16 protein-coding genes are annotated in these 19,285 nt (G+C 59.4%); 8 read left to right on the forward strand and 8 right to left on the reverse strand.

Going from position 1 to position 19,285, the window contains the following annotated elements:
• Positions 1–19: 19 nt before the first annotated feature.
• On the reverse strand, positions 20–1,315 hold the full coding sequence (locus AB9N64_RS19320) for a murein hydrolase activator EnvC (protein ID WP_019819986.1): 1,296 nt from the start codon (positions 1,313–1,315) through the stop codon (positions 20–22).
• Between the two features lie 258 nt (positions 1,316–1,573).
• Complete coding sequence (gpmI, locus tag AB9N64_RS19325; protein ID WP_102667043.1) at positions 1,574–3,100, reverse strand: 2,3-bisphosphoglycerate-independent phosphoglycerate mutase; 1,527 nt, start codon at positions 3,098–3,100, stop codon at positions 1,574–1,576.
• A gap of 151 nt (positions 3,101–3,251) precedes the next feature.
• On the opposite strand from gpmI, the gene AB9N64_RS19330 reads away from it, so the two are divergent.
• The 3 genes from AB9N64_RS19330 to secB are packed head-to-tail and all read left to right on the forward strand — an operon-like array spanning position 3,252 to position 4,443.
• Entirely contained in the window at positions 3,252–3,665 is a 414-nt protein-coding gene (locus AB9N64_RS19330; RefSeq protein WP_003187796.1) for a rhodanese-like domain-containing protein, read from the forward strand.
• A gap of 1 nt (position 3,666) precedes the next feature.
• On the forward strand, positions 3,667–3,921 hold the full coding sequence (gene grxC / locus AB9N64_RS19335; RefSeq protein WP_019819989.1) for a glutaredoxin 3: 255 nt from the start codon (positions 3,667–3,669) through the stop codon (positions 3,919–3,921).
• Between the two features lie 42 nt (positions 3,922–3,963).
• Positions 3,964–4,443 carry a protein-export chaperone SecB gene (gene secB / locus AB9N64_RS19340; RefSeq protein WP_014716520.1) on the forward strand — a complete coding sequence of 160 codons (480 nt, stop codon included), beginning with the start codon at positions 3,964–3,966 and terminating at the stop codon, positions 4,441–4,443.
• Between the two features lie 158 nt (positions 4,444–4,601).
• Here the strand turns inward: secB and AB9N64_RS19345 are convergent, their stop codons facing one another.
• The gene (locus AB9N64_RS19345; RefSeq protein ID WP_003171120.1) at positions 4,602–5,057 is read right to left on the reverse strand and encodes a tRNA (cytidine(34)-2'-O)-methyltransferase; all 456 of its coding nucleotides are present in this window, start codon (positions 5,055–5,057) and stop codon (positions 4,602–4,604) included.
• Between AB9N64_RS19345 and AB9N64_RS19350 the strand changes: the two genes are divergently transcribed.
• Positions 5,056–5,496, forward strand: coding sequence for a hypothetical protein (locus AB9N64_RS19350; RefSeq protein WP_019819992.1), 441 nt, complete (start codon positions 5,056–5,058; stop codon positions 5,494–5,496). The two genes, AB9N64_RS19345 and AB9N64_RS19350, sit on opposite strands and share 2 nt — an antisense overlap.
• Positions 5,497–5,941: 445 nt before the next feature.
• On the opposite strand, the gene ntrC is transcribed toward AB9N64_RS19350, so the two are convergent.
• The 4 genes from ntrC to glnA all read right to left on the reverse strand — a co-directional run bounded on the left by ntrC (position 5,942) and on the right by glnA (position 10,971).
• Entirely contained in the window at positions 5,942–7,378 is a 1,437-nt protein-coding gene (gene ntrC / locus AB9N64_RS19355) for a nitrogen regulation protein NR(I) (RefSeq protein WP_003187806.1), read from the reverse strand.
• On the reverse strand, positions 7,375–8,460 hold the full coding sequence (gene glnL / locus AB9N64_RS19360) for a nitrogen regulation protein NR(II) (protein WP_014716523.1): 1,086 nt from the start codon (positions 8,458–8,460) through the stop codon (positions 7,375–7,377). Before glnL ends, ntrC begins: the two co-directional genes overlap by 4 nt.
• Before the next feature lie 363 nt (positions 8,461–8,823).
• Positions 8,824–9,360, reverse strand: coding sequence for a chorismate mutase (locus AB9N64_RS19365; protein ID WP_371359617.1), 537 nt, complete (start codon positions 9,358–9,360; stop codon positions 8,824–8,826).
• Between the two features lie 204 nt (positions 9,361–9,564).
• Entirely contained in the window at positions 9,565–10,971 is a 1,407-nt protein-coding gene (gene glnA, locus AB9N64_RS19370; RefSeq protein ID WP_003187811.1) for a type I glutamate--ammonia ligase, read from the reverse strand.
• A 334-nt stretch (positions 10,972–11,305) separates the two neighbouring features.
• Between glnA and thiI the strand changes: the two genes are divergently transcribed.
• Positions 11,306–12,760, forward strand: coding sequence for a tRNA uracil 4-sulfurtransferase ThiI (gene thiI, locus AB9N64_RS19375; RefSeq protein ID WP_014716525.1), 1,455 nt, complete (start codon positions 11,306–11,308; stop codon positions 12,758–12,760).
• 139 nt (positions 12,761–12,899) lie between these two features.
• Positions 12,900–14,720, forward strand: coding sequence for a translational GTPase TypA (gene typA, locus AB9N64_RS19380; protein WP_014716526.1), 1,821 nt, complete (start codon positions 12,900–12,902; stop codon positions 14,718–14,720).
• A gap of 209 nt (positions 14,721–14,929) precedes the next feature.
• Here typA and AB9N64_RS19385 read toward each other — a convergent pair whose 3' ends face one another.
• Positions 14,930–15,364 (reverse strand): YkgJ family cysteine cluster protein, encoded by a 435-nt coding sequence (locus AB9N64_RS19385; RefSeq protein ID WP_003187815.1) that lies wholly within the window; start codon positions 15,362–15,364, stop codon positions 14,930–14,932.
• A 237-nt stretch (positions 15,365–15,601) separates the two neighbouring features.
• Here AB9N64_RS19385 and AB9N64_RS19390 point away from each other — a divergent pair, with 237 nt between their 5' ends.
• Both AB9N64_RS19390 and AB9N64_RS19395 read left to right on the forward strand, forming a co-directional pair.
• Positions 15,602–18,052 carry a glycogen/starch/alpha-glucan phosphorylase gene (locus tag AB9N64_RS19390; protein WP_020302392.1) on the forward strand — a complete coding sequence of 817 codons (2,451 nt, stop codon included), beginning with the start codon at positions 15,602–15,604 and terminating at the stop codon, positions 18,050–18,052.
• A 216-nt stretch (positions 18,053–18,268) separates the two neighbouring features.
• Complete coding sequence (locus tag AB9N64_RS19395; protein WP_003187818.1) at positions 18,269–19,279, forward strand: class 1 fructose-bisphosphatase; 1,011 nt, start codon at positions 18,269–18,271, stop codon at positions 19,277–19,279.
• The last annotated feature ends 6 nt before the right edge of the window (positions 19,280–19,285 follow it).

Raw genomic sequence — 19,285 nt, forward strand, 5'->3', positions numbered from 1 at the left:
TCCTAATGTAGATGCGACCCTATCCTTGGGACCGGCACCATTGTGCAGGGTCGCTCGGGCGGCCCTGCTGACGAATAGCAAAGTACAGCGCCGGGGTGTCCTGACCACCACTGTTACCGACAGTGGAGATGGATTCACCGGCTTTTACAACATCACCTGCCGACTTGAGTAGTGTCTGATTGTGGCCGTAAAGGCTCAAATAGCCATTACCGTGGTCAAGAATCACCAGCAAGCCGGCGCCCCGCAACCAATCGGCGAACACCACGCGCCCACCATGCACGGCGTGGACCTGGCTGCCGGCAGAGGCGCTGATCATCACGCCATCCCACTTGGCACGGGTGTCATCGCCACGGGTTTCCCCAAAGCGTGCCAGTAATCGACCATCAACCGGCCATGGAAGTTTGCCCCGAGCTGAAGCAAAAGGGCCACCGAAGGACTCGCCACTGCTGGAAACCAGCGGGCCAGGGGCTGCACGCGCCGGTTTGCGCGGGGCCGGAGCGTCGCTGGTGGCAGCCAGTTCGGCCTCACGCTGACGCTTTTTTTCGGCTTCCTGCTGGGCGATCAGCGCTTTTTGCCGCGCTTCTTCGGCCTCGCGTGCCTGGCGGGCCAGGGTTTCTTCGATAGTCTTGAGGACTTTGGCCAGGTCGGCCTGGTCCTGCTCGCGGGCCTGGAGCTTGGCGTCGCGGGCTTTTACGTCGCTGTTGAGCTTGGCCAGGGCCTGCTGGCGTTCCTTGCGCACCTTGTCCAACTGATCACGCTGGGTGTCGAGGGCGGTTTTCTGGTCGAGCAGTTGCGATTGCTGGTCGGCAATCTCCTGCTCGACATTGGCCAATTGGCGCAGGGTTTCGTTAAACCCCTTCAATTGCGCCAGGCGTGCCTGGCTCAGGTAGTCGTAATAGGTGAGGGTACGGGCGAATTTTTCCGGGTTCTGCTGGTTGAGCAGCAGCTTGAGGTACTCCTGGCGTCCGCTCTGGTACGCGGCACGGGCCTGGATCGCGATCAGGCGTTGCTGTTCAACGCGTGCGCTCTGGAGTTTTTTTTTCTCAGCGTCGAGTCGCTCCAGTTCCGACTCGCTCTTCTTTAGTTCTTTTTGCAGCTCCTGGACCTGCTTCTCCAGCTTGCCCATCTCGGTTTCCGTGCCGCGCAGGTCTTTCTGCACCCCGGATTTTTCTTCCTGGAGCTTGCCGAGCAGTTTTTTCAGCTCGGTAATGTCCTGACGCGTAGCGTCCAACTGTTGTTGGGTTTGTGCGCGCTCATCGGCAAATGCCGGTTGGAGCAGGCAGACAAGAGCAAGGGTGATCAAGGCGCGAAGCATAGAGGCGGGCGACACCAGGGGAAAAGGACGGCCTAGTATGCCCGCCAAGCGCTGCAAAAAAAACGCCCAATTGGGGCGGTAGGGCAAGATAGCCGCCGAGTGGCGATGGTATGGCAAAAAGACATCTATCAAACACCACAAAACCAATGTGGGAGCGGGCTTGCCCGCGATTGCGGTGGGTCAGCGACATAGATGTCGACTGATTAGCCGCTATCGCGGGCAAGCCCGCTCCCACACTGTTTTGTGGCGTACTTTGGATCAGACCAGGATCGAGGTCCCGGTCATCTCCTTCGGTTGCTCCAGCCCCATCAGTTTCAGCATGGTCGGCGCCACATCCGCCAGCACGCCACCTTCCCGCACTTTCAGGTCACGTTTGCCGACATAGATGAACGGTACCGGCTCGGTGGTGTGGGCTGTGTGAGCCTGACCAGTGGATTCGTCGGACATCTGTTCGCAGTTGCCGTGGTCGGCGGTGATCAGTGCTTCGCCGCCGACTTTTTCCAGCGCGTCGACGATGCGGCCAACACATTTATCCAGGCATTCCACGGCCTTGACCGCCGCTTCCAGGTTGCCGCTGTGGCCAACCATGTCGCCGTTGGCGTAGTTGACGACGATCACGTCATAACGCTGGTGATCAATGGCGTCGACGATCTTGTCGGTCACTTCCGGTGCGCTCATTTCCGGCTGCAAGTCGTAGGTAGCGACTTTTGGCGACGGGATCAGGATGCGCTCTTCGCCGGGGAACGGCTCTTCGCGGCCACCGGAGAAGAAGAACGTCACGTGGGCGTATTTCTCGGTTTCGGCGATGCGCAGCTGGGTCTTGCCGTTTTTAGCCAGGTAGTCGCCCAGCACGTTCTCCAGGCTGCCCGGGGCGAATGCCGACGGGGCCGGGATGTTGGCGGCGTATTGGGTAAGCATGACGAACTCGACCTTTGGCTGGCGTGCGCGCTCGAAGTCCTTGAAGCCTTCATCGACGAACACATGGCTCAGTTCACGGGCGCGGTCGGCGCGGAAGTTCATGAACACCATGGCGTCGCCGTCTTCGACCTTCACCGGCTCGCCGATGGTGGTGGCCTTGACGAACTCATCGCTCTCGCCACGGGCGTAGGCTGCTTCCAGGCCTTCCTGGGCGGTGGCCGCGTTGAATTCGGCCTGGCCTTCGACGATCAGGTTGTAGGCCTGGGCGACACGGTCCCAGCGGTTATCGCGGTCCATGGCGAAGTAACGGCCCACCAGGCTGGCGATGCGGCCCTTGCCCAGGGCGGCGAAGGTGGCGTCGAGCAGCTCGATCGACGATTGCGCACTTTTGGGCGGTGTGTCGCGGCCGTCGAGGAAGGCGTGCAGGTAGATCTTGTCGGCACCGCGCTTGAACGCCAGTTCGGCCATGGCGACCAAGTGATCCTGATGGCTATGTACGCCGCCGTCCGACAACAGGCCCATGAAGTGCACGGCTTTACCGGCGGCGACGGCTTTATCGACCGCCGCGCAGATGGTCGGGTTCTCGAAAAACTCACCCTCGCGGATCGCTTTGGTCACACGCGTGAAGTCTTGATATACCACTCGTCCGGCGCCGAGGTTCATGTGGCCGACTTCCGAGTTACCCATCTGGCCCTCCGGCAGGCCCACGTCCATGCCGGAACCTGAGATCAAACCGTTGGGAACCGTTGCAGTCAGGCGGTCCAGCACGGGCTTGTTGGCCGAGTACACGGCGTTGTCGTGGTGGCTTTCACTGTGTCCGAAGCCATCGAGAATTATCAGGACCAAAGGTTTAGGCGTGGTAGTCATAGATCCTCTCGCGGCGGTAATAAAGGAAGACAATGGAAAAGGGAGTGGCAGTTTAAAGCGAAGTTCCGAGCGCGTCACCGCTTTACGGGGGTTGGCCCTCCTTGGCGGCTGTGTATACTTACCGCCATTTTAACGCCCTGGAACCTCCTTGATGGTTGATCACCTGATTGCATTTGCCACTGCCCACTACCTGCTCGTGGGTGCCTTCGTCATCCTGCTGGCGCTGCTGATCGCGCATGAACTGAGCCGCGGTGGTCGCAGCCTGAGCACGTCGGAGCTGACCGCCCTGGTCAACAAGGATGAGGCCGTTGTCGTCGATATTCGCCCGGCCAAGGATTATGCCGCCGGCCATATCGTTGGTGCCCTGAACATTCCTCAGGACAAGCTGATCGCGCGCTTGGCCGAGCTGGAAAAATACAAGGCCAAGACCATTATCCTGGTCGACGCCCAAGGCCAGCACTCGGGCACCCACGCCCGCGAGATGCTCAAGACCGGCTTCACCGCCGCCAAGCTGTCGGGTGGTATCAGCAGCTGGCGTGGCGATAACTTGCCGTTGGTGAAGTGATATGAGCCAGGTTGTCGTATATTCCAGCGATTATTGCCCGTTTTGCATTCGAGCCAAGCAGCTGCTGCAGAGCAAGAAGGTCGCCTTCGAAGAGATCAAGGTTGATGGCAAGCCTCAGGTGCGCGCCGAAATGGCCCAGAAGGCTGGCCGCACGTCGGTCCCGCAGATCTGGATCGGCACCCGGCATATCGGTGGTTGCGATGACCTGTTCGCTCTGGAGCGCGCCGGTAAACTTGATGCGCTGCTGTCCGTCTGACTGCCAACCCCTTAAGAACCCCAAGATAAAGAAGGATCTGCGATGACTGATCAACAGAATACCGAAGCAGCAGAAGCTCAAGGCCCACAGTTTTCGCTGCAGCGCATCTACGTGCGCGACCTGTCGTTCGAAGCGCCGAAAAGCCCGGCGATCTTCCGTCAGGAATGGACCCCAAGCGTTGCGCTGGACCTGAACACCCGTCAGAAAGCCCTGGAAGGCGACTTCCACGAAGTCGTGCTGACCCTGTCGGTCACCGTCAAGAATGGTGAAGAGGTCGCTTTCATCGCTGAAGTGCAACAGGCCGGTATCTTCCTGATCCAGGGTCTGGACGAAGCGTCCATGAGCCACACCCTGGGCGCGTTCTGCCCGAACATCCTGTTCCCGTATGCCCGTGAGACCCTGGACAGCCTGGTCACCCGTGGTTCGTTCCCGGCCCTGATGCTAGCCCCGGTGAACTTCGATGCCCTGTACGCCCAAGAGCTGCAGCGCATGCAACAGGAAGGCGCTCCGACCGTTCAATGATTTTTTGAGCGGCGCCGATCAAAAATGTGGGAGCGGGCTTGGGTGGGAGCTGGCTTGCCTGCGATAGCATCACTGCGGTGTGACTGACACACCGAGGTGCCTGCATCGCGGGCAAGCCCGGCTCCCACCCAAGCCCCCTCCCACATTTGTTTTGCGTTTTATTTAAAGCCCAGTTGTCGCCAGCCTTCGTAAACAGCGACGGCCACGGTGTTCGACAGGTTCAGGCTGCGGCAGCCTTCACGCATCGGCAAGCGCAGGCGATGGCCATCGGGCAATGCGTCGAGCACCTCGGCCGGCAGGCCCCGGCTTTCCGGGCCGAACAGGAAGGCATCGCCCTCGGCAAAGCTGGCATCGTGAAACGGCCGCGAGCCCTTGGTGGTGAACGCGAACAGCCGAGGGTGGCCCAGGCTCTCCAGGCAACTGGCCAGGTCGGCATGGCGCTTGAGGGTGGCGTACTCGTGGTAGTCCAGCCCGGCGCGGCGCAGGCGCTTGTCGTCCATGTCAAAGCCCAGCGGCTCGATCAAATGCAGGTGGCAGCCACTGTTGGCGCACAGCCTGATAACGTTGCCGGTATTCGGCGGAATTTCTGGTTGAAAAAGGATGACGTGAAACATGCACGGCTCCGAAGGCAAAGATGCGCTGCATTCTACCCCCGAAGACGACCCGAGACCGAAGCTATTGCCGAGGGTGTTGGGCTCATTGGCGATTGTCGGCTTGATGATTGGCTTGATGATCGGTCGCTTGACCACCCCCGAGCCGCTTGAGCTGCAACAGGTAGAACCTGCGGCGGATGGTTTGGTGGTGTGGTTCAACGACGAACCCAAGCTGCACGGCGAGCATATCGACGGCACCGTGGCGTTGCTGTTTGACGCCCAGGGCAAGGCTGCCAGCGGGCAGCTCAAGGTCAATGACAAGGACGTGAATTGGCGCATACGCAAGACCGATGCTGGCCTGCTGCTGAACCTGGTGGCGGCTCGGCCGTTGCGTGGGGAGTGGAGCGGTGCAGAGGTCGATGGCCGCTGGCGGCTGGAGATCCATCTCCAAGAGCAATAAAAGAGGGAGTTCCCGGCCTGCCTGTACCAGGGCTCCCAAAACGGGGTGAAGCCTAAGGCTTCGGTGTTAAAGAGGGGATTCTCGGCCTGCCTGTACCAAGGTCCCCGAAACTGGGTAGTACTGGGGTTATTGCAGGGGGCGTGCCAAAACTTGCAATTGCTGCTGGAAAAAAATGCCAAAAAGCGCAAAGCCCCGGAATACGGGGCTTTGTTTGTTTCTACTGCCAAGAAATTTGTAGCAAAAGCGATATGCGAGTTTTCTGGTCTGTGCTCAATGCCGGTTCATCGTGCATTGAAGCGGTGCACAGTCTGCAGGCATTGCACAAAACCAATGTGGGAGCTGGCTTGCCTGCGATGACGGCGTGTCAGCCCTATACTGGGTGACTGACACACCGTCATCGCTGGCAAGCCCGGCTCCCACACGGGGCCTTCAGCGGTCTTGGGGTTCAGGCTTCATCACCCTCGTCATCATCCCCACCATCCACCTTCATCCCCAATTCCTTGATCTTGCGCGTCAGGGTATTGCGCCCCCAACCCAGCAGCACGGCGGCATCACGGCGGCGGCCGGCGGTGTGTTTGAGCGCGGTCTCGATCATGATCCGCTCGAACGCTGGCACGGCGCTGTCCAGCAGGTTCGACTGGCCGCGTGCCAAGGCCTGGTCGGCCCATTGGCGCAGCGCCTGTTCCCAGTTGGTCACGGGAGCCGAGTCCTGCGGCAGGCTCAGCAGCTCCGGCGGCAGGTCGCTGATGTGCACTTCGCGCCCGGAGGCCATTACGGTGATCCAGCGGCAGGTGTTCTCCAGCTGGCGCACGTTGCCGGGCCACGGCAGATTCTTGAGGTATTCCTCGGTCTCGCTTTTGAGCAGCTTGGGCTCCACCGCCAGCTCCAGGGCGGCGCGGCTGAGGAAATGGCGGGCGAGGGTAGGGATATCTTCGCGGCGGTCCGACATGCGCGGAATGTGGATGCGGATCACGTTGAGGCGGTGGAACAAGTCCTCACGGAATTTACCCGCATGCACCAGTGTTTCCAGGTTCTGGTGGGTGGCCGCGATGATGCGCACATCCACCTTCACCGGCGTATGCCCGCCCACACGATAGAACTCGCCGTCAGCCAGCACGCGCAGCAAGCGAGTCTGGGTGTCGGCCGGCATGTCGCCGATTTCATCAAGGAACAGTGTGCCGCCGTCCGCCTGTTCAAAGCGTCCGCGACGCAGGTTGGCTGCCCCGGTGAACGCGCCTTTTTCATGGCCGAACAACTCGGACTCCATCAAATCCTTGGGAATCGCCGCCATATTCAGTGCGATAAACGGCGAGGCCGCCCGAGGGCTGTGGCGGTGCAGGGCGTGGGCCACCAGTTCTTTACCGGTCCCCGATTCGCCGTTGATCAACACGGTGATGTTGGAATGGCTCAAGCGCCCGATGGCGCGAAACACTTCCTGCATCGCCGGCGCTTCCCCGATGATTTCCGGAGTACGGGTCAGGGTCGGCGGCGCTTCCTGGTTCTGTTGTTCCTGGGCGTGCTGGTTGGCGCGCTTGACCAGCGCCACCGCCTCATCCACATCGAATGGCTTGGGCAGGTATTCAAAGGCGCCGCCCTGATAGGACGCGACAGCGCTGTCCAGGTCCGAGTGGGCGGTCATGATGATCACCGGCAAGCGCGGGTGCTGCTCGCGAATGCGCGCCAGCAAGTCCAGGCCACTGGCCCCAGGCATGCGGATATCGGAAATGATCACGTCCGGTTGCTGACGTGCCAGGCGGCTCATCACCCCATCGGCGCTGTCGAAGCTCTGGGTGGTCATGCCTTCTTGTTGCAAGGCTTTTTCGAGGACCCAGCGGATAGAACGGTCGTCGTCGACGATCCAGACAGTTTCACTACGGCTCATGTCGTGGGGGCTCCTTGTTCCAATGGCAGGAAGATCGAGAACGTGGTGTGGCCGGGGTGGCTCTCACATTCGATCAGGCCCTGGTGCTGGCTGATGATGTTCTGGGTAATGGCCAGGCCCAGCCCGGTACCGTCCGGGCGGCCGCTGACCATGGGAAAAAAGATGGTTTCCTGCAGCTCCGCAGGAATGCCGGGGCCGTTGTCGATGATCTCGACCTTGGTCACCAGGCGATGGCGCACATGGCCGATGGTGAACTGGCGCAGGGCGCGGGTGCGCAAACTGATGCGGCCCAGGCGCAGCTCGTTCTGGCTGCTGATGGCCTGCATGGCGTTGCGCACGATGTTGAGCACCGCCTGGATCATCTGCTCGCGGTCGATCAACACGTCGGGAATGCTTGGGTCGTAGTCGCGCACCAAGGTGATGCAACCTTGGCTTTCGGCCTCGACCAATTGGCAGACGCGCTCCAGCACCTCATGCACGTTGGTCATCGCCAGGGACGGCAGCTTGTTGGAGCCGAGCATACGGTCTACCAGGTTACGCAGACGGTCGGCTTCTTCGATGATGACGTTGGTGTAGTCCTTGAGGTGCTCGTCCGGCAGCTCGCGGGACAACAACTGTGCCGCGCCGCGAATGCCGCCCAACGGGTTCTTGATCTCATGGGCGAGGCCGCGCACCAGCATCTTGCTGGTTTCTTGCTTGGACAGCTGTGCTTCCTCCTTGGTGATACGCAGCAGGCGGTCGCGGGGGTGGACTTCGAGCAGCAACAGGGTCGCGCCATTGCTCAGGATTGGGGTTACGGCGTAGTCGACGGTCAACGTTTGCCCGGTCAGCGCGGTGAGCATCGCTTCGCGCTTGGTGAACGGGTGTGCCTGCTCCACGGCCTGGCGCAACGAGCTCAAGGCTTCGGCCGACTCGGTGAACAATTCGCTGATGAACTGCCCATGGCTGCGCTGGCCGCTGATCGCCAGGAGCATCTCCGCCGCCGGGTTCATGTACTCAAGGCGCAGGTCGGCATTGAGCAGGATGGTCGCGGTGGTCAGGTTGTCGAGTAACAAACGGTGCAGTGCATCGCTGATGGTCATCGGGACCTCTTTTGGAGCAAGGCGCGGGCTTGAGGCACACGCTGATACAAGGAAAATGCAAAAACCAAACCAAGGCTCCGAAAAGAAGCGCTAATGCCCTGAAATAAGGGGTTCAGGCGCGAAACTGTGGCGTTCTGCCAGCCTCAACGGGAAGTTTCGAACCAAAATGGGCTGGGCAATTGAGAAGGGTGCAGGCTATCGCACCAATATAGTGCGGTTTTGTGAAGGTTGTTCAGCCACTGAAGATTGAAGGCAAATCGCAGTCAGTGTGGGAGCTGGCTTGCCTGCGATAGCTGTGGTGCATTCAACACCGTTATCGCAGGCAAGCCAGCTCCCACATTTTTAATTGGATTTGCAGTCCTTTTAACCTTTATAGATGCAAAGCTCGGCGGTGGCGCGGATCATCGCCAGCTGGCGCAGCGGATCATTCAGCGGTTCGTGCACGGCCTCGGCCAGCCATTGGGGGCATTTGGGGTCTGTGCGCAGGGGCGTGAAGTCAGCCAACTGCTGCAGCAGCCTTTTTTGCAGCGCGTCCAATTGCGGGCGAATCTGCTGGACCAGGTCCGGGCGCGGGTCGTCGGGCGCTTTACCCTGGAACTGCCAGTCGGACAGGTGGGTATATTGCACCAGTTTGTTGGCTTCGATCTGGGCGGCGAAGAACTGCTCGGCAGCGGCCGGGTCCAGCTTGTAGCTCGGCGCCTGGGCAGTGACGCTGGCGATCACCTCTTGTTCGCGCTTCTTGTCCTCCACGGGCTTGTGGCTGTCCCACTTGCTCAGTGCTACCTGGTCGGCAATCTCCAGGCGTTCGGCGATGCTGTTGAGCAGGGGTTCGAGCGTAGGCGGCGCTGCGCTCGCACTGGCACTGATGAGCAGCAGGGCAAATACAAGTCGATATCTCAAAGGTGATCTCCTGTGGGAGCGGGCTTGCCCGCGATGGCGGTGTGTCAGTGATACAGCAGGTGGCCGGCAGTGCGCTATCGCAGGCAAGCCAGCTCCTACACTTTGATTGGGTTTGAAGAGTTGGGCTAGCGTAACGCCCAGGCAAAAAAAAGACCTCCCGAAGGAGGTCTTTTTCATCACGCTGCCTCAAGCAGCGCTACCGGATCAGCAGCTGTAGTACAGCTCGTATTCCAGTGGGTGTACGAAGGTGCGTACTTTGATTTCTTCTTCGCTTTTCAGGGCGATGTAAGCGTCGATGAAGTCGTCGCTGAAAACGCCGCCTTTGGTCAGGAACGCACGGCCCTTGTCCAGCTCTTCCAGGGCTTCTTTCAGGCTGCCGCACACTTGTGGGATCTCTTTGGCCTCTTCAGGCGGCAGGTCGTACAAGTTTTTGTCGGCGGCGTCGCCAGGGTGGATCTTGTTCTGGATACCGTCCAGGCCGGCCATCATCAGGGCGGCGAAGGCCAGGTAAGGGTTGGCAGCCGGGTCTGGGAAGCGCGCTTCGATACGACGGCCTTTAGGGCTGTTGACGTAAGGAATACGGATCGAGGCGGAGCGGTTGCGTGCCGAGTAGGCCAGCATCACCGGCGCTTCAAAACCTGGGACCAGACGCTTGTAGGAGTTGGTCGACGGGTTGGTGAAGCCGTTCAGGGCCTTGCCGTGCTTGATGATGCCGCCGATGAAGTACAGGGCGGTATCGGACAGGCCGGCATAGCCTTCGCCAGCGAAGGTGTTCTTGCCGTCTTTGGAAATCGATACGTGAACGTGCATGCCTGAGCCGTTATCGCCGTACAGCGGCTTAGGCATGAAGGTAGCGGTGCGGCCATAGGCATCGGCAACGTTGTGCACGCAGTATTTCAGAGTTTGAACTTCGTCAGCCTTCTTCACCAGCGTGTTGAATTTCACGCCGATTTCGTTCTGGCCGGCAGTCGCCACTTCGTGGTGGTGAACTTCAACGGTCTGGCCCATTTCTTCCAGTGCGTTGCACATGGAGGTACGGATTTCATGGTCGAAGTCGAACGGTGGTACTGGGAAGTAGCCGCCTTTCACGCCTGGACGGTGGCCTTTGTTGCCGCCTTCCACGTCCTGGTCGGACATCCACGAACCTTGCTCGGAGAAAATCTTGAACATGGAGCCGGAGATGTCGGATTTGAACTTGACCGAGTCGAAGATGAAGAACTCTGGCTCAGGGCCGAAGAATGCGGTGTCGCCGATACCGGTGGACTTCAGGTATTCCTCGGCACGGTGGGCGATGGCGCGTGGGTCGCGGTCATAGCCTTGCATGGTCGAAGGCTCGATGATGTCGCACACCAGGATCAGGGTTGGCTCTTCGGTGAACGGGTCGAGTACGGCGGTGCTGTCGTCTGGCAGCAGGATCATGTCGGAGGCTTCGATGCCTTTCCAGCCGGCGATGGAGGAACCGTCGAACATCTTGCCGACTTCGAAGAAGTCATCTTCCAGCGCATCGCGAGCCGGCATGGTCACGTGGTGCTGAGTGCCTTTTGTGTCCGTGAAGCGCAGATCAATCCATTTAACGTCATGATCTTTGATGAGTTGAACCGACTTCGACATGGTGTCCTCCGGGTGGCTTCGGGCTTGGGTAGTGGAGTTAGCCCTTAGAATTTGGGTGATGCCGGCGCGGATACTCCGCCAAGGCAACCTGCCTCACAAGAGAGCAAATTGCATGCCAGTGCGCCAACATGGCCGTTTTGCCTCAAAATAGCCCCTATAACGGTGCAATCGGCAAAAACGGCATAAATCGCGCACTGCAATGTAGCGTTTATTTGTGTAAATGACCCGTTTTGGTGCATTGCGTAGGCAATGCATATTAACTGGTTAAACCTTGAGCGATTTCCGCTATAATCCGCGCCCCCCTTTTTCAGCAGGCCCGGCGCGCGCTGTTTCCATGAAATTAATCGTTAAAGTCTTCCCCGAGATCACCATCAAAAGCCGACCGGTACGGACGCGTTTCATCCGTCAGTTGGCCAAGAACATCCGTGCCGTGCTCCGTGACCTGGACCCGGCTGTGGTGGTGAACGGCGTGTGGGACAACCTCGAGCTGGAAACCCGCATTACCGACGCCAAAGCCTTGAAGGACATGACCGAGCGCCTGAGCTGCATGCCGGGCATCGCGCATTTCCTGCAGGTGGATGAGTACCCGCTGGGCGACTTCGACGACATCACCGAAAAGTGCAAGCAGCACTACGGCAATGCGCTTGAAGGCAAGATTTTTTCGGTGCGTTGCAAGCGTGCCGGCAAGCACCCGTTCAGCTCCATGGATGTCGAGAAATACGTCGGCAGCAAGCTGCGTCGCGAGTGCGGTGCCGCTGGAATTTCCCTCAAAGCGCCGCAAATTGAAGTGCGCATGGAAATTCGCGACCAACGGTTGTTCGTGATCCACAGCCAGCACAACAGCATCGGCGGCTACCCGCTGGGTGCCCTGGAACAGACCCTGGTATTGATGTCCGGCGGTTTCGATTCCACGGTGGCGGCCTACCAGATCATGCGTCGCGGCCTGATGAGCCATTTCTGCTTCTTCAACCTGGGCGGGCGTGCACACGAATTGGGCGTGATGGAAGTCGCGCACTTTATCTGGAAGAAATACGGCAGCTCCCAGCGCGTGCTATTTGTAAGCGTACCGTTCGAGGAAGTGCTGGGCGAAATTCTCGGCAAAGTCGATAACAGTCATATGGGCGTAGTATTGAAGCGTATGATGTTGCGCGCTGCGTCCCGAATCGCCGATCAATTGCAGATCGACGCCCTGGTGACCGGCGAAGCGATTTCCCAGGTTTCCAGCCAGACGCTGCCGAACCTGTCGATCATTGATTGCGTGACCGAGAAGCTGGTGCTGCGCCCGCTGATCGCCAGCCACAAGCAGGACATCATCGACCTGGCCGAGCAAATCGGCACCGCCGACTTTGCCAAGCATATGCCTGAATACTGCGGGGTCATTTCGGTGAACCCCAAGACCCACGCCAAGCGTCACCGCGTGGAGCATGAAGAAAAAGAATTCGACATGGCGATTCTGGAGCGTGCGCTCGAGAACGCCAAGCTGGTGCCAATCGATCGAGTGATCGACGAATTGGGCCAGGATGTGCAGATCGAAGAAGTCAGCGAAGCCCTGGCCGGCCAGATCATCATCGACATCCGTCACCCGGATGCCGCCGACGACGAGCCGCTGGAGATTCCTGGCATCGACGTACAAACGCTGCCGTTCTATGCATTGAACGCGCGTTTCAAGGAACTGGATGACAGCCGTCAGTACCTGCTGTATTGCGACAAAGGCGTGATGAGTCGCCTGCATGCCCACCATTTGCTCAGTGAGGGGCATGCCAATGTGCGCGTTTATCGACCGAGCTAAGAGCCCGGGGCTGTTTGCCTGTGGCCTGCGTCACCGGCCCCCCGACTCTGCCGTCAAGCTGTAACGGCAAGGCCTGACTCTACTGTTAATCGCTGCCACGACCTGTCAGCACACCGAATCCTCTGATCGAGATACACAAGTGATCGAAAATCTACGTAACATCGCCATCATTGCTCACGTTGACCATGGTAAAACCACCCTGGTAGACAAACTCCTGCGTCAATCCGGCACCCTGGAGCGCAACGAGCTCAACGACGAGCGCGTGATGGACTCCAACGACCAGGAAAAAGAGCGCGGTATTACCATCCTGGCTAAAAACACCGCTATCAACTGGAACGGCTACCACATCAACATCGTGGATACCCCGGGCCACGCCGACTTCGGCGGCGAAGTAGAACGCGTAATGTCGATGGTTGACTCCGTTCTGCTGCTGGTTGACGCTCAAGACGGCCCTATGCCGCAAACCCGTTTCGTGACCAAGAAGGCTTTCGAAGCCGGCCTGCGTCCGATCGTGTGCATCAACAAGGTTGACCGTCCAGGCGCGCGTCCGGACTGGGTTCTGGACCAGATCTTCGACCTGTTCGACAACCTGGGTGCTACCGAAGAACAGCTGGACTTCCAAGTCATCTACGCCTCGGCCCTGAACGGTATTGCTGGTCTTGACCACACCGACATGGCTGAAGACATGACCCCGCTGTACCAGTCGATCGTCGACAACGTACCAGCACCGAAAGTCGACCGTGAAGGCCCGTTCCAGATGCAAATCTCGGCACTGGACTACAACAGCTTCCTGGGTGTTATCGGCGTTGGCCGTATCGCTCGTGGTAGCGTCAAGCCGAACACCCCGGTTGTTGCTATCGGCGCTGACGGCAAGAAGCGTAACGGTCGTATCCTGAAGCTGATGGGTCACCACGGCCTGCACCGCATCGACGTTGAAGAAGCTTTCGCTGGCGACATCGTATGCGTGAGCGGTATGGACTCGCTGTTCATCTCCGACACCCTGTGCCAGCCGGACAACGTCGAGGCGATGAAGCCTCTGACCGTTGACGAGCCAACCGTTTCCATGACCTTCCAGGTAAACGACTCGCCTTTCTGCGGTAAAGAAGGCAAGTTCGTGACCTCCCGTAACATCAAGGAGCGTCTGGACAAAGAGCTGCTGTACAACGTTGCTCTGCGCGTTGAAGAAGGCGACTCGGCTGACAAGTTCAAGGTCTCCGGCCGTGGTGAGCTGCACCTCTCGGTACTGATCGAAACCATGCGTCGCGAAGGCTTCGAAATGGGTGTTGGTCGTCCGGAAGTGATCATCCGTCAGGTTGACGGCGTGAAGCAGGAACCGTTCGAAAACGTCACCATCGACACCCCTGAAGAATCCCAGGGCAAGGTCATGGAAGAGATGGGCCTGCGTAAGGGCGACCTGACCAACATGGTGCCGGATGGCAAAGGCCGTGTGCGTCTGGAATACAACATCCCTGCTCGTGGTCTGATCGGTTTCCGTAACCAGTTCCTGACCCTGACCAACGGTGCTGGCATCCTGACCTCGATCTTCGATCGCTACGACACCATGAAGTCCGGCGACATGTCCGGCCGTCAGAACGGTGTTCTGGTATCGGTAGAAACCGGCAAGGCGCTGACCTACTCCCTGGAAACCCTCCAGGCGCGTGGCAAGCTGTTCGTTGAACACGGTCAAGAGATCTACAACGGCCAGATCGTTGGTCTGAACAGCCGTGACAACGACATGGGTGTCAACCCAACCAAAGGCAAGAAGCTCGACAACATGCGTGCTTCGGGCAAAGACGAAACCATCGCTCTGGTTCCACCTGTTCGCTTCACCCTGGAACAGGCCCTGGAATTCATCCAGGACGACGAGCTGTGCGAAGTCACGCCTAAGTCGATCCGCCTGCGTAAGAAGATCCTGGACGAAGGCGAGCGTACCCGCGCTGCCAAGAAAGCCAAGAACTGAGTTAACTCAAGCTGAATGAAAAACGCCCCCGGTCGAAAGGCCGGGGGCGTTTTTTTATGCCTGCAGGTTTTGTGGTGACTGTGCCGTTGTGATCGTTCCCACGCTTCGCGTGGGAACGCCGCGTGGGACGCTCCGCGTCCTGCTTTCAAGAGCGGACGCAGAGCGTCCACAGCTGCATTCCCACGCAGAGCGTGGGAACGATCAAAAACTTAGAACTTGTCGAGGGTCTTGAAGTTAGTCTCGCGCACCACTTCCTTGGGCTTATACGCGCAATACCCCGGCCGCGGCCCGATTTTCGGGTGGTTGCGGCACGTATCCGGGCGCTTGTCATAAATAGTGCAAAAGCGCGTCTTACGATCCAGGTACAGGCAGTCGTTGTTGCTCATGCGCTGCAGGGTAAAAATTTCGGACTTGTTGTTGTACCGCTCGACGATGCCTTCTTTCTGCAAACGCTTGGCGATGTTCTTCGGCGGATCGCCGCGCTCGAACTCATCGACGATGCCAATGCGGATCAGGTCCTTGATCTTCACCTCAACCGGTAGGGTGCAGCAGCTGGACACGCAGCCGCCGCACATGTGGGCGGAATATTTCTGCCAGGTCTCTAAACGGTCGAGTTCCGCGGCGGCGATCAGTTGAGGCTTCATCAGGGTTCCAGGGTGGGGCGGTATACGGGCGCGGGATCATACCGGGATTGGTGGTTTTTTGAACAATATTTTGCAGGTTTCAGCTCAAAGGTTTGGCCACTGCCTGATCGGGCACGACCCCTGCATCAAATTCAGTCCATGGCGAATGAGTTAAAAAACTGCCGAACCAGCACGTCTACCGTCTGTCAGACCGACTAGGCTCTAGCAACTCCTTCAATCTCGCCCGAGGTCGCACCGATGTCTCAGGAACCGCTTGCACGAGAAGCAGAGGTAGCCGCATTCCGCGATGCTGTCTTGACCAAACTCACCTACGCGGTGGGCAAGGACCCGGATCACGCCTTCGATCATGACTGGTTCGAAGCCATTGCCCTGGCCGCCCGCGACCAGATGGTCGACCACTGGATGGACCACACGCGGCGTATTTATCGCAAAGGCCAGAAGCGTGTTTATTACCTGTCCCTGGAATTTCTCATCGGCCGCTTGCTCTACGACAGCCTGAGCAACCTGGGTGTGCTGGAGATCGCTCGCGAAGCGCTGTCGGAGCTGGGCGTGGATCTGGAGCGCATCCGCCTGCTGGAGCCCGACGCGGCGCTCGGCAACGGTGGTCTGGGCCGTCTGGCGGCGTGCTTTATGGAAAGCATGTCGACGCTGGGCATTGCGGGCCACGGTTACGGCATTCGTTATGAACACGGCTTGTTCCGCCAGGCCATTGTCGACGGTTGGCAGCAGGAGCAGACCGAACGCTGGCTGGATTTCGGCAACCCTTGGGAATTCGAGCGCGCCGAGGTGATTTACCCGATCGGGTTTGGCGGGAGCGTTGAAACCATTGCGGACGCCTCCGGCAAGATGATCCAGGTGTGGTCGCCCAACGAAACCGTACGTGCCGTGGCCTATGACACGCCGGTCGTCGGCTGGCGCGGGGCCAGCGTCAACACCCTGCGCCTCTGGCGTGCACGGGCCGTAGAAGACCTGCACCTGGAGCGCTTTAATGCCGGTGACCATTTGGGCGCCGTCGCCGAAGTGGCCCGCGCCGAAAGCATCTCCCGAGTGCTTTACCCGGCCGACAGCACCGAAGCAGGGCAGGAACTGCGCCTGCGCCAGGAATATTTCTTCGTCTCCGCGTCCCTGCAGGACTTGTTGCGCCGCCACAAGAACATGCACGGTTCGGTACTGAGCCTGGGCGAGCACGCCGCCATCCAACTCAACGACACCCACCCGTCCATCGCCGTGGCCGAGTTGATGCGCCAGCTGGTCGATTTGCATGACATTCCCTGGGAAGCCGCGTGGGATGTCACCGTCGAGACCCTTTCGTATACCAACCACACCCTGCTGCCCGAAGCGCTGGAAACCTGGCCGGTAGGTTTGATGGAACGCATGCTGCCCCGGCATATGCAGATCATCTACCTGATCAACGCCCAGCATATCGACTCGCTGCGTGCCAAAGGCATCCACGACTTCGATGTTTTGCGCGCTGTGTCGCTGATCGAAGAAGACAACGGCCGCCGCGTGCGCATGGGCAACCTGGCGTTCCTGGGCTCCCATAGCGTCAACGGCGTGTCCGGTTTGCATACCCAACTGATGCGCAGCACGGTGTTCTCCGAGCTGCACAAGCTCTACCCCGAGCGCATTAACAACAAAACCAACGGCATTACCTTCCGTCGTTGGCTGTATCAGGCCAACCCCAAGTTGACCGATATGCTGGTGGAAGCCCTGGGCCCGGATATTCTCGACCAGCCCGAGCAGCGTCTTATCGAGTTGGAACCCTTTGCCGAGAAACCGGCCTTCCGCAAAGCGTTCGCTGAGCAGCGCCTGCACAGCAAGCGCGCCCTGGCGCAGATCATCCATGAGCGCCTGGGCATTGCGATCAACCCGGCGGCGATGTTCGACGTGCAGGTCAAGCGCATCCACGAATACAAGCGCCAACTGCTCAACCTGCTGCACACCGTGGCGCTGTACCAGGCGATCCGTGCCGAGCCGGGCATCGACTGGGTGCCTCGGGTCAAGATCTTTGCCGGCAAGGCGGCAGCCAGCTACCACCAGGCCAAGCTGATCATCAAGCTGACCAACGACATCGCCCGCACCGTCAACAACGACCCGACCGTGCGCGGTTTGCTCAAGGTGGTGTTCCTGCCCAACTACAACGTCAGCCTGGCGGAAAGCATCATTCCGGCAGCGGATTTGTCGGAGCAGATTTCCACCGCCGGTTTCGAAGCGTCCGGCACCAGCAACATGAAGTTCGGCCTCAACGGCGCGCTGACCATCGGCACCATGGACGGCGCCAACGTGGAGATGCACGAGCGTGTCGGCGCCGAGCACATGTTTATCTTTGGCCTCAGTGCCCAGCAGGTGGAGGCCCGCAAACACGCCGGCGAGTTCAACGCCGGGCCGGATATCGCAGCCTCCCATCGTTTGAATGATGTGCTGCAAGCGATCCGTGGCGGGGTGTTTTCGCCGGACGACCCGGGCCGCTATGTGGGCCTGATCGATGGGCTGATCGACTACGACCGGTTCCTGGTGTGTGCCGACTTTGACGCCTACTGGGACGCCCAGGCGCGGGTCGAGGCGCATTGGCACGACTCCAAGGCCTGGTGGCGCTCGGCCGTGCTCAACACAGCGCGCATGGGCTGGTTCAGCTCGGACCGCACCATCCGCGAATATGCCACCGAGATCTGGAAAGCCCTCGACTGACGGCCGCGGTTAAAAATGTGGGAGGGGGCTTGCCCCCGATAGCGGTTGATCAGTCACTCATGCATTGACTGAATGACCGCAATCGGGGGCAAGCCCCCTCCCACATCAAGCCTGGTCGTGAACTCTATTGGCGTTAAATCCTCTGATTAGAGGAAATCAGCCTCGACTCGCGCTAAACTGCGCGGGTTTTCAGCCCCCCATTCTCCGGAGCCGTCCATGTCCCGCGTTACCTTGAGTCGCTATTTGATCGAGCAGACCCGCAGCAACAACACGCCTGCCGATCTGCGCTTCCTTATCGAAGTGGTGGCGCGTGCTTGCAAGGAAATCAGCCACGCCGTTTCCAAAGGCGCACTGGGCGGTGTCCTGGGCAGCATGGGCACTGAAAACGTGCAGGGCGAAGTGCAGAAGAAACTGGACGTTCTGTCCAACGAAATCCTGCTCGAAGCCAACGAATGGGGTGGCCACCTGGCCGGCATGGCGTCCGAAGAAATGGACAATGCCTACCAGATCCCAGGCAAATACCCGAAGGGCGCATACCTGCTGGTATTCGACCCACTGGACGGTTCGTCCAACATCGACATTAACGCACCGGTCGGCACCATCTTCTCGGTGCTGCGTTGCCCCAACGAATACCTGAGCCAGAACGAAGCCCTGAACGAAAAGGCCTTCCTGCAACCAGGCACCGAGCAGGTTGCTGCCGGCTACGCGATCTACGGCCCACAGACCATGCTGGTGCTGACCCTGGGCGACGGCGTCAAAGGCTTCACCCTGGACCGTGAAATGGGCAGCTTCGTACTCACCCACGAAGACATTTCGATTCCTGCTTCTACCCAGGAATTTGCCATCAACATGTCCAACCAGCGCCACTGGGAAGAACCGGTGAAGCGCTACGTCAACGAGCTGATGGAAGGCGAAGAAGGCCCGTTAAAGAAGAACTTCAACATGCGCTGGGTAGCCGCGATGGTTGCCGACGTGCACCGCATCCTGACCCGTGGTGGCCTGTTCATGTACCCACGCGACAGCCGCGAGCCGTCCAAGCCAGGCAAGCTGCGCCTGATGTACGAAGCCAACCCGATGTCGTTTTTGGTTGAACAGGCAGGCGGTGCGTCTACCGACGGCCACCAGCGCATCCTCGACATCCAGCCTGAAGGCCTGCACCAGCGTGTGGCGGTGTTCCTGGGTTCGAAGGAAGAAGTTGAGCGCGTGACGGCTTATCACAAGAAGTAAGAGCTT

The sequence above is a fragment of the Pseudomonas sp. KT_2_4 genome (assembly GCF_041410225.1).
Lineage (GTDB): Bacteria > Pseudomonadota > Gammaproteobacteria > Pseudomonadales > Pseudomonadaceae > Aquipseudomonas > Aquipseudomonas paracarnis.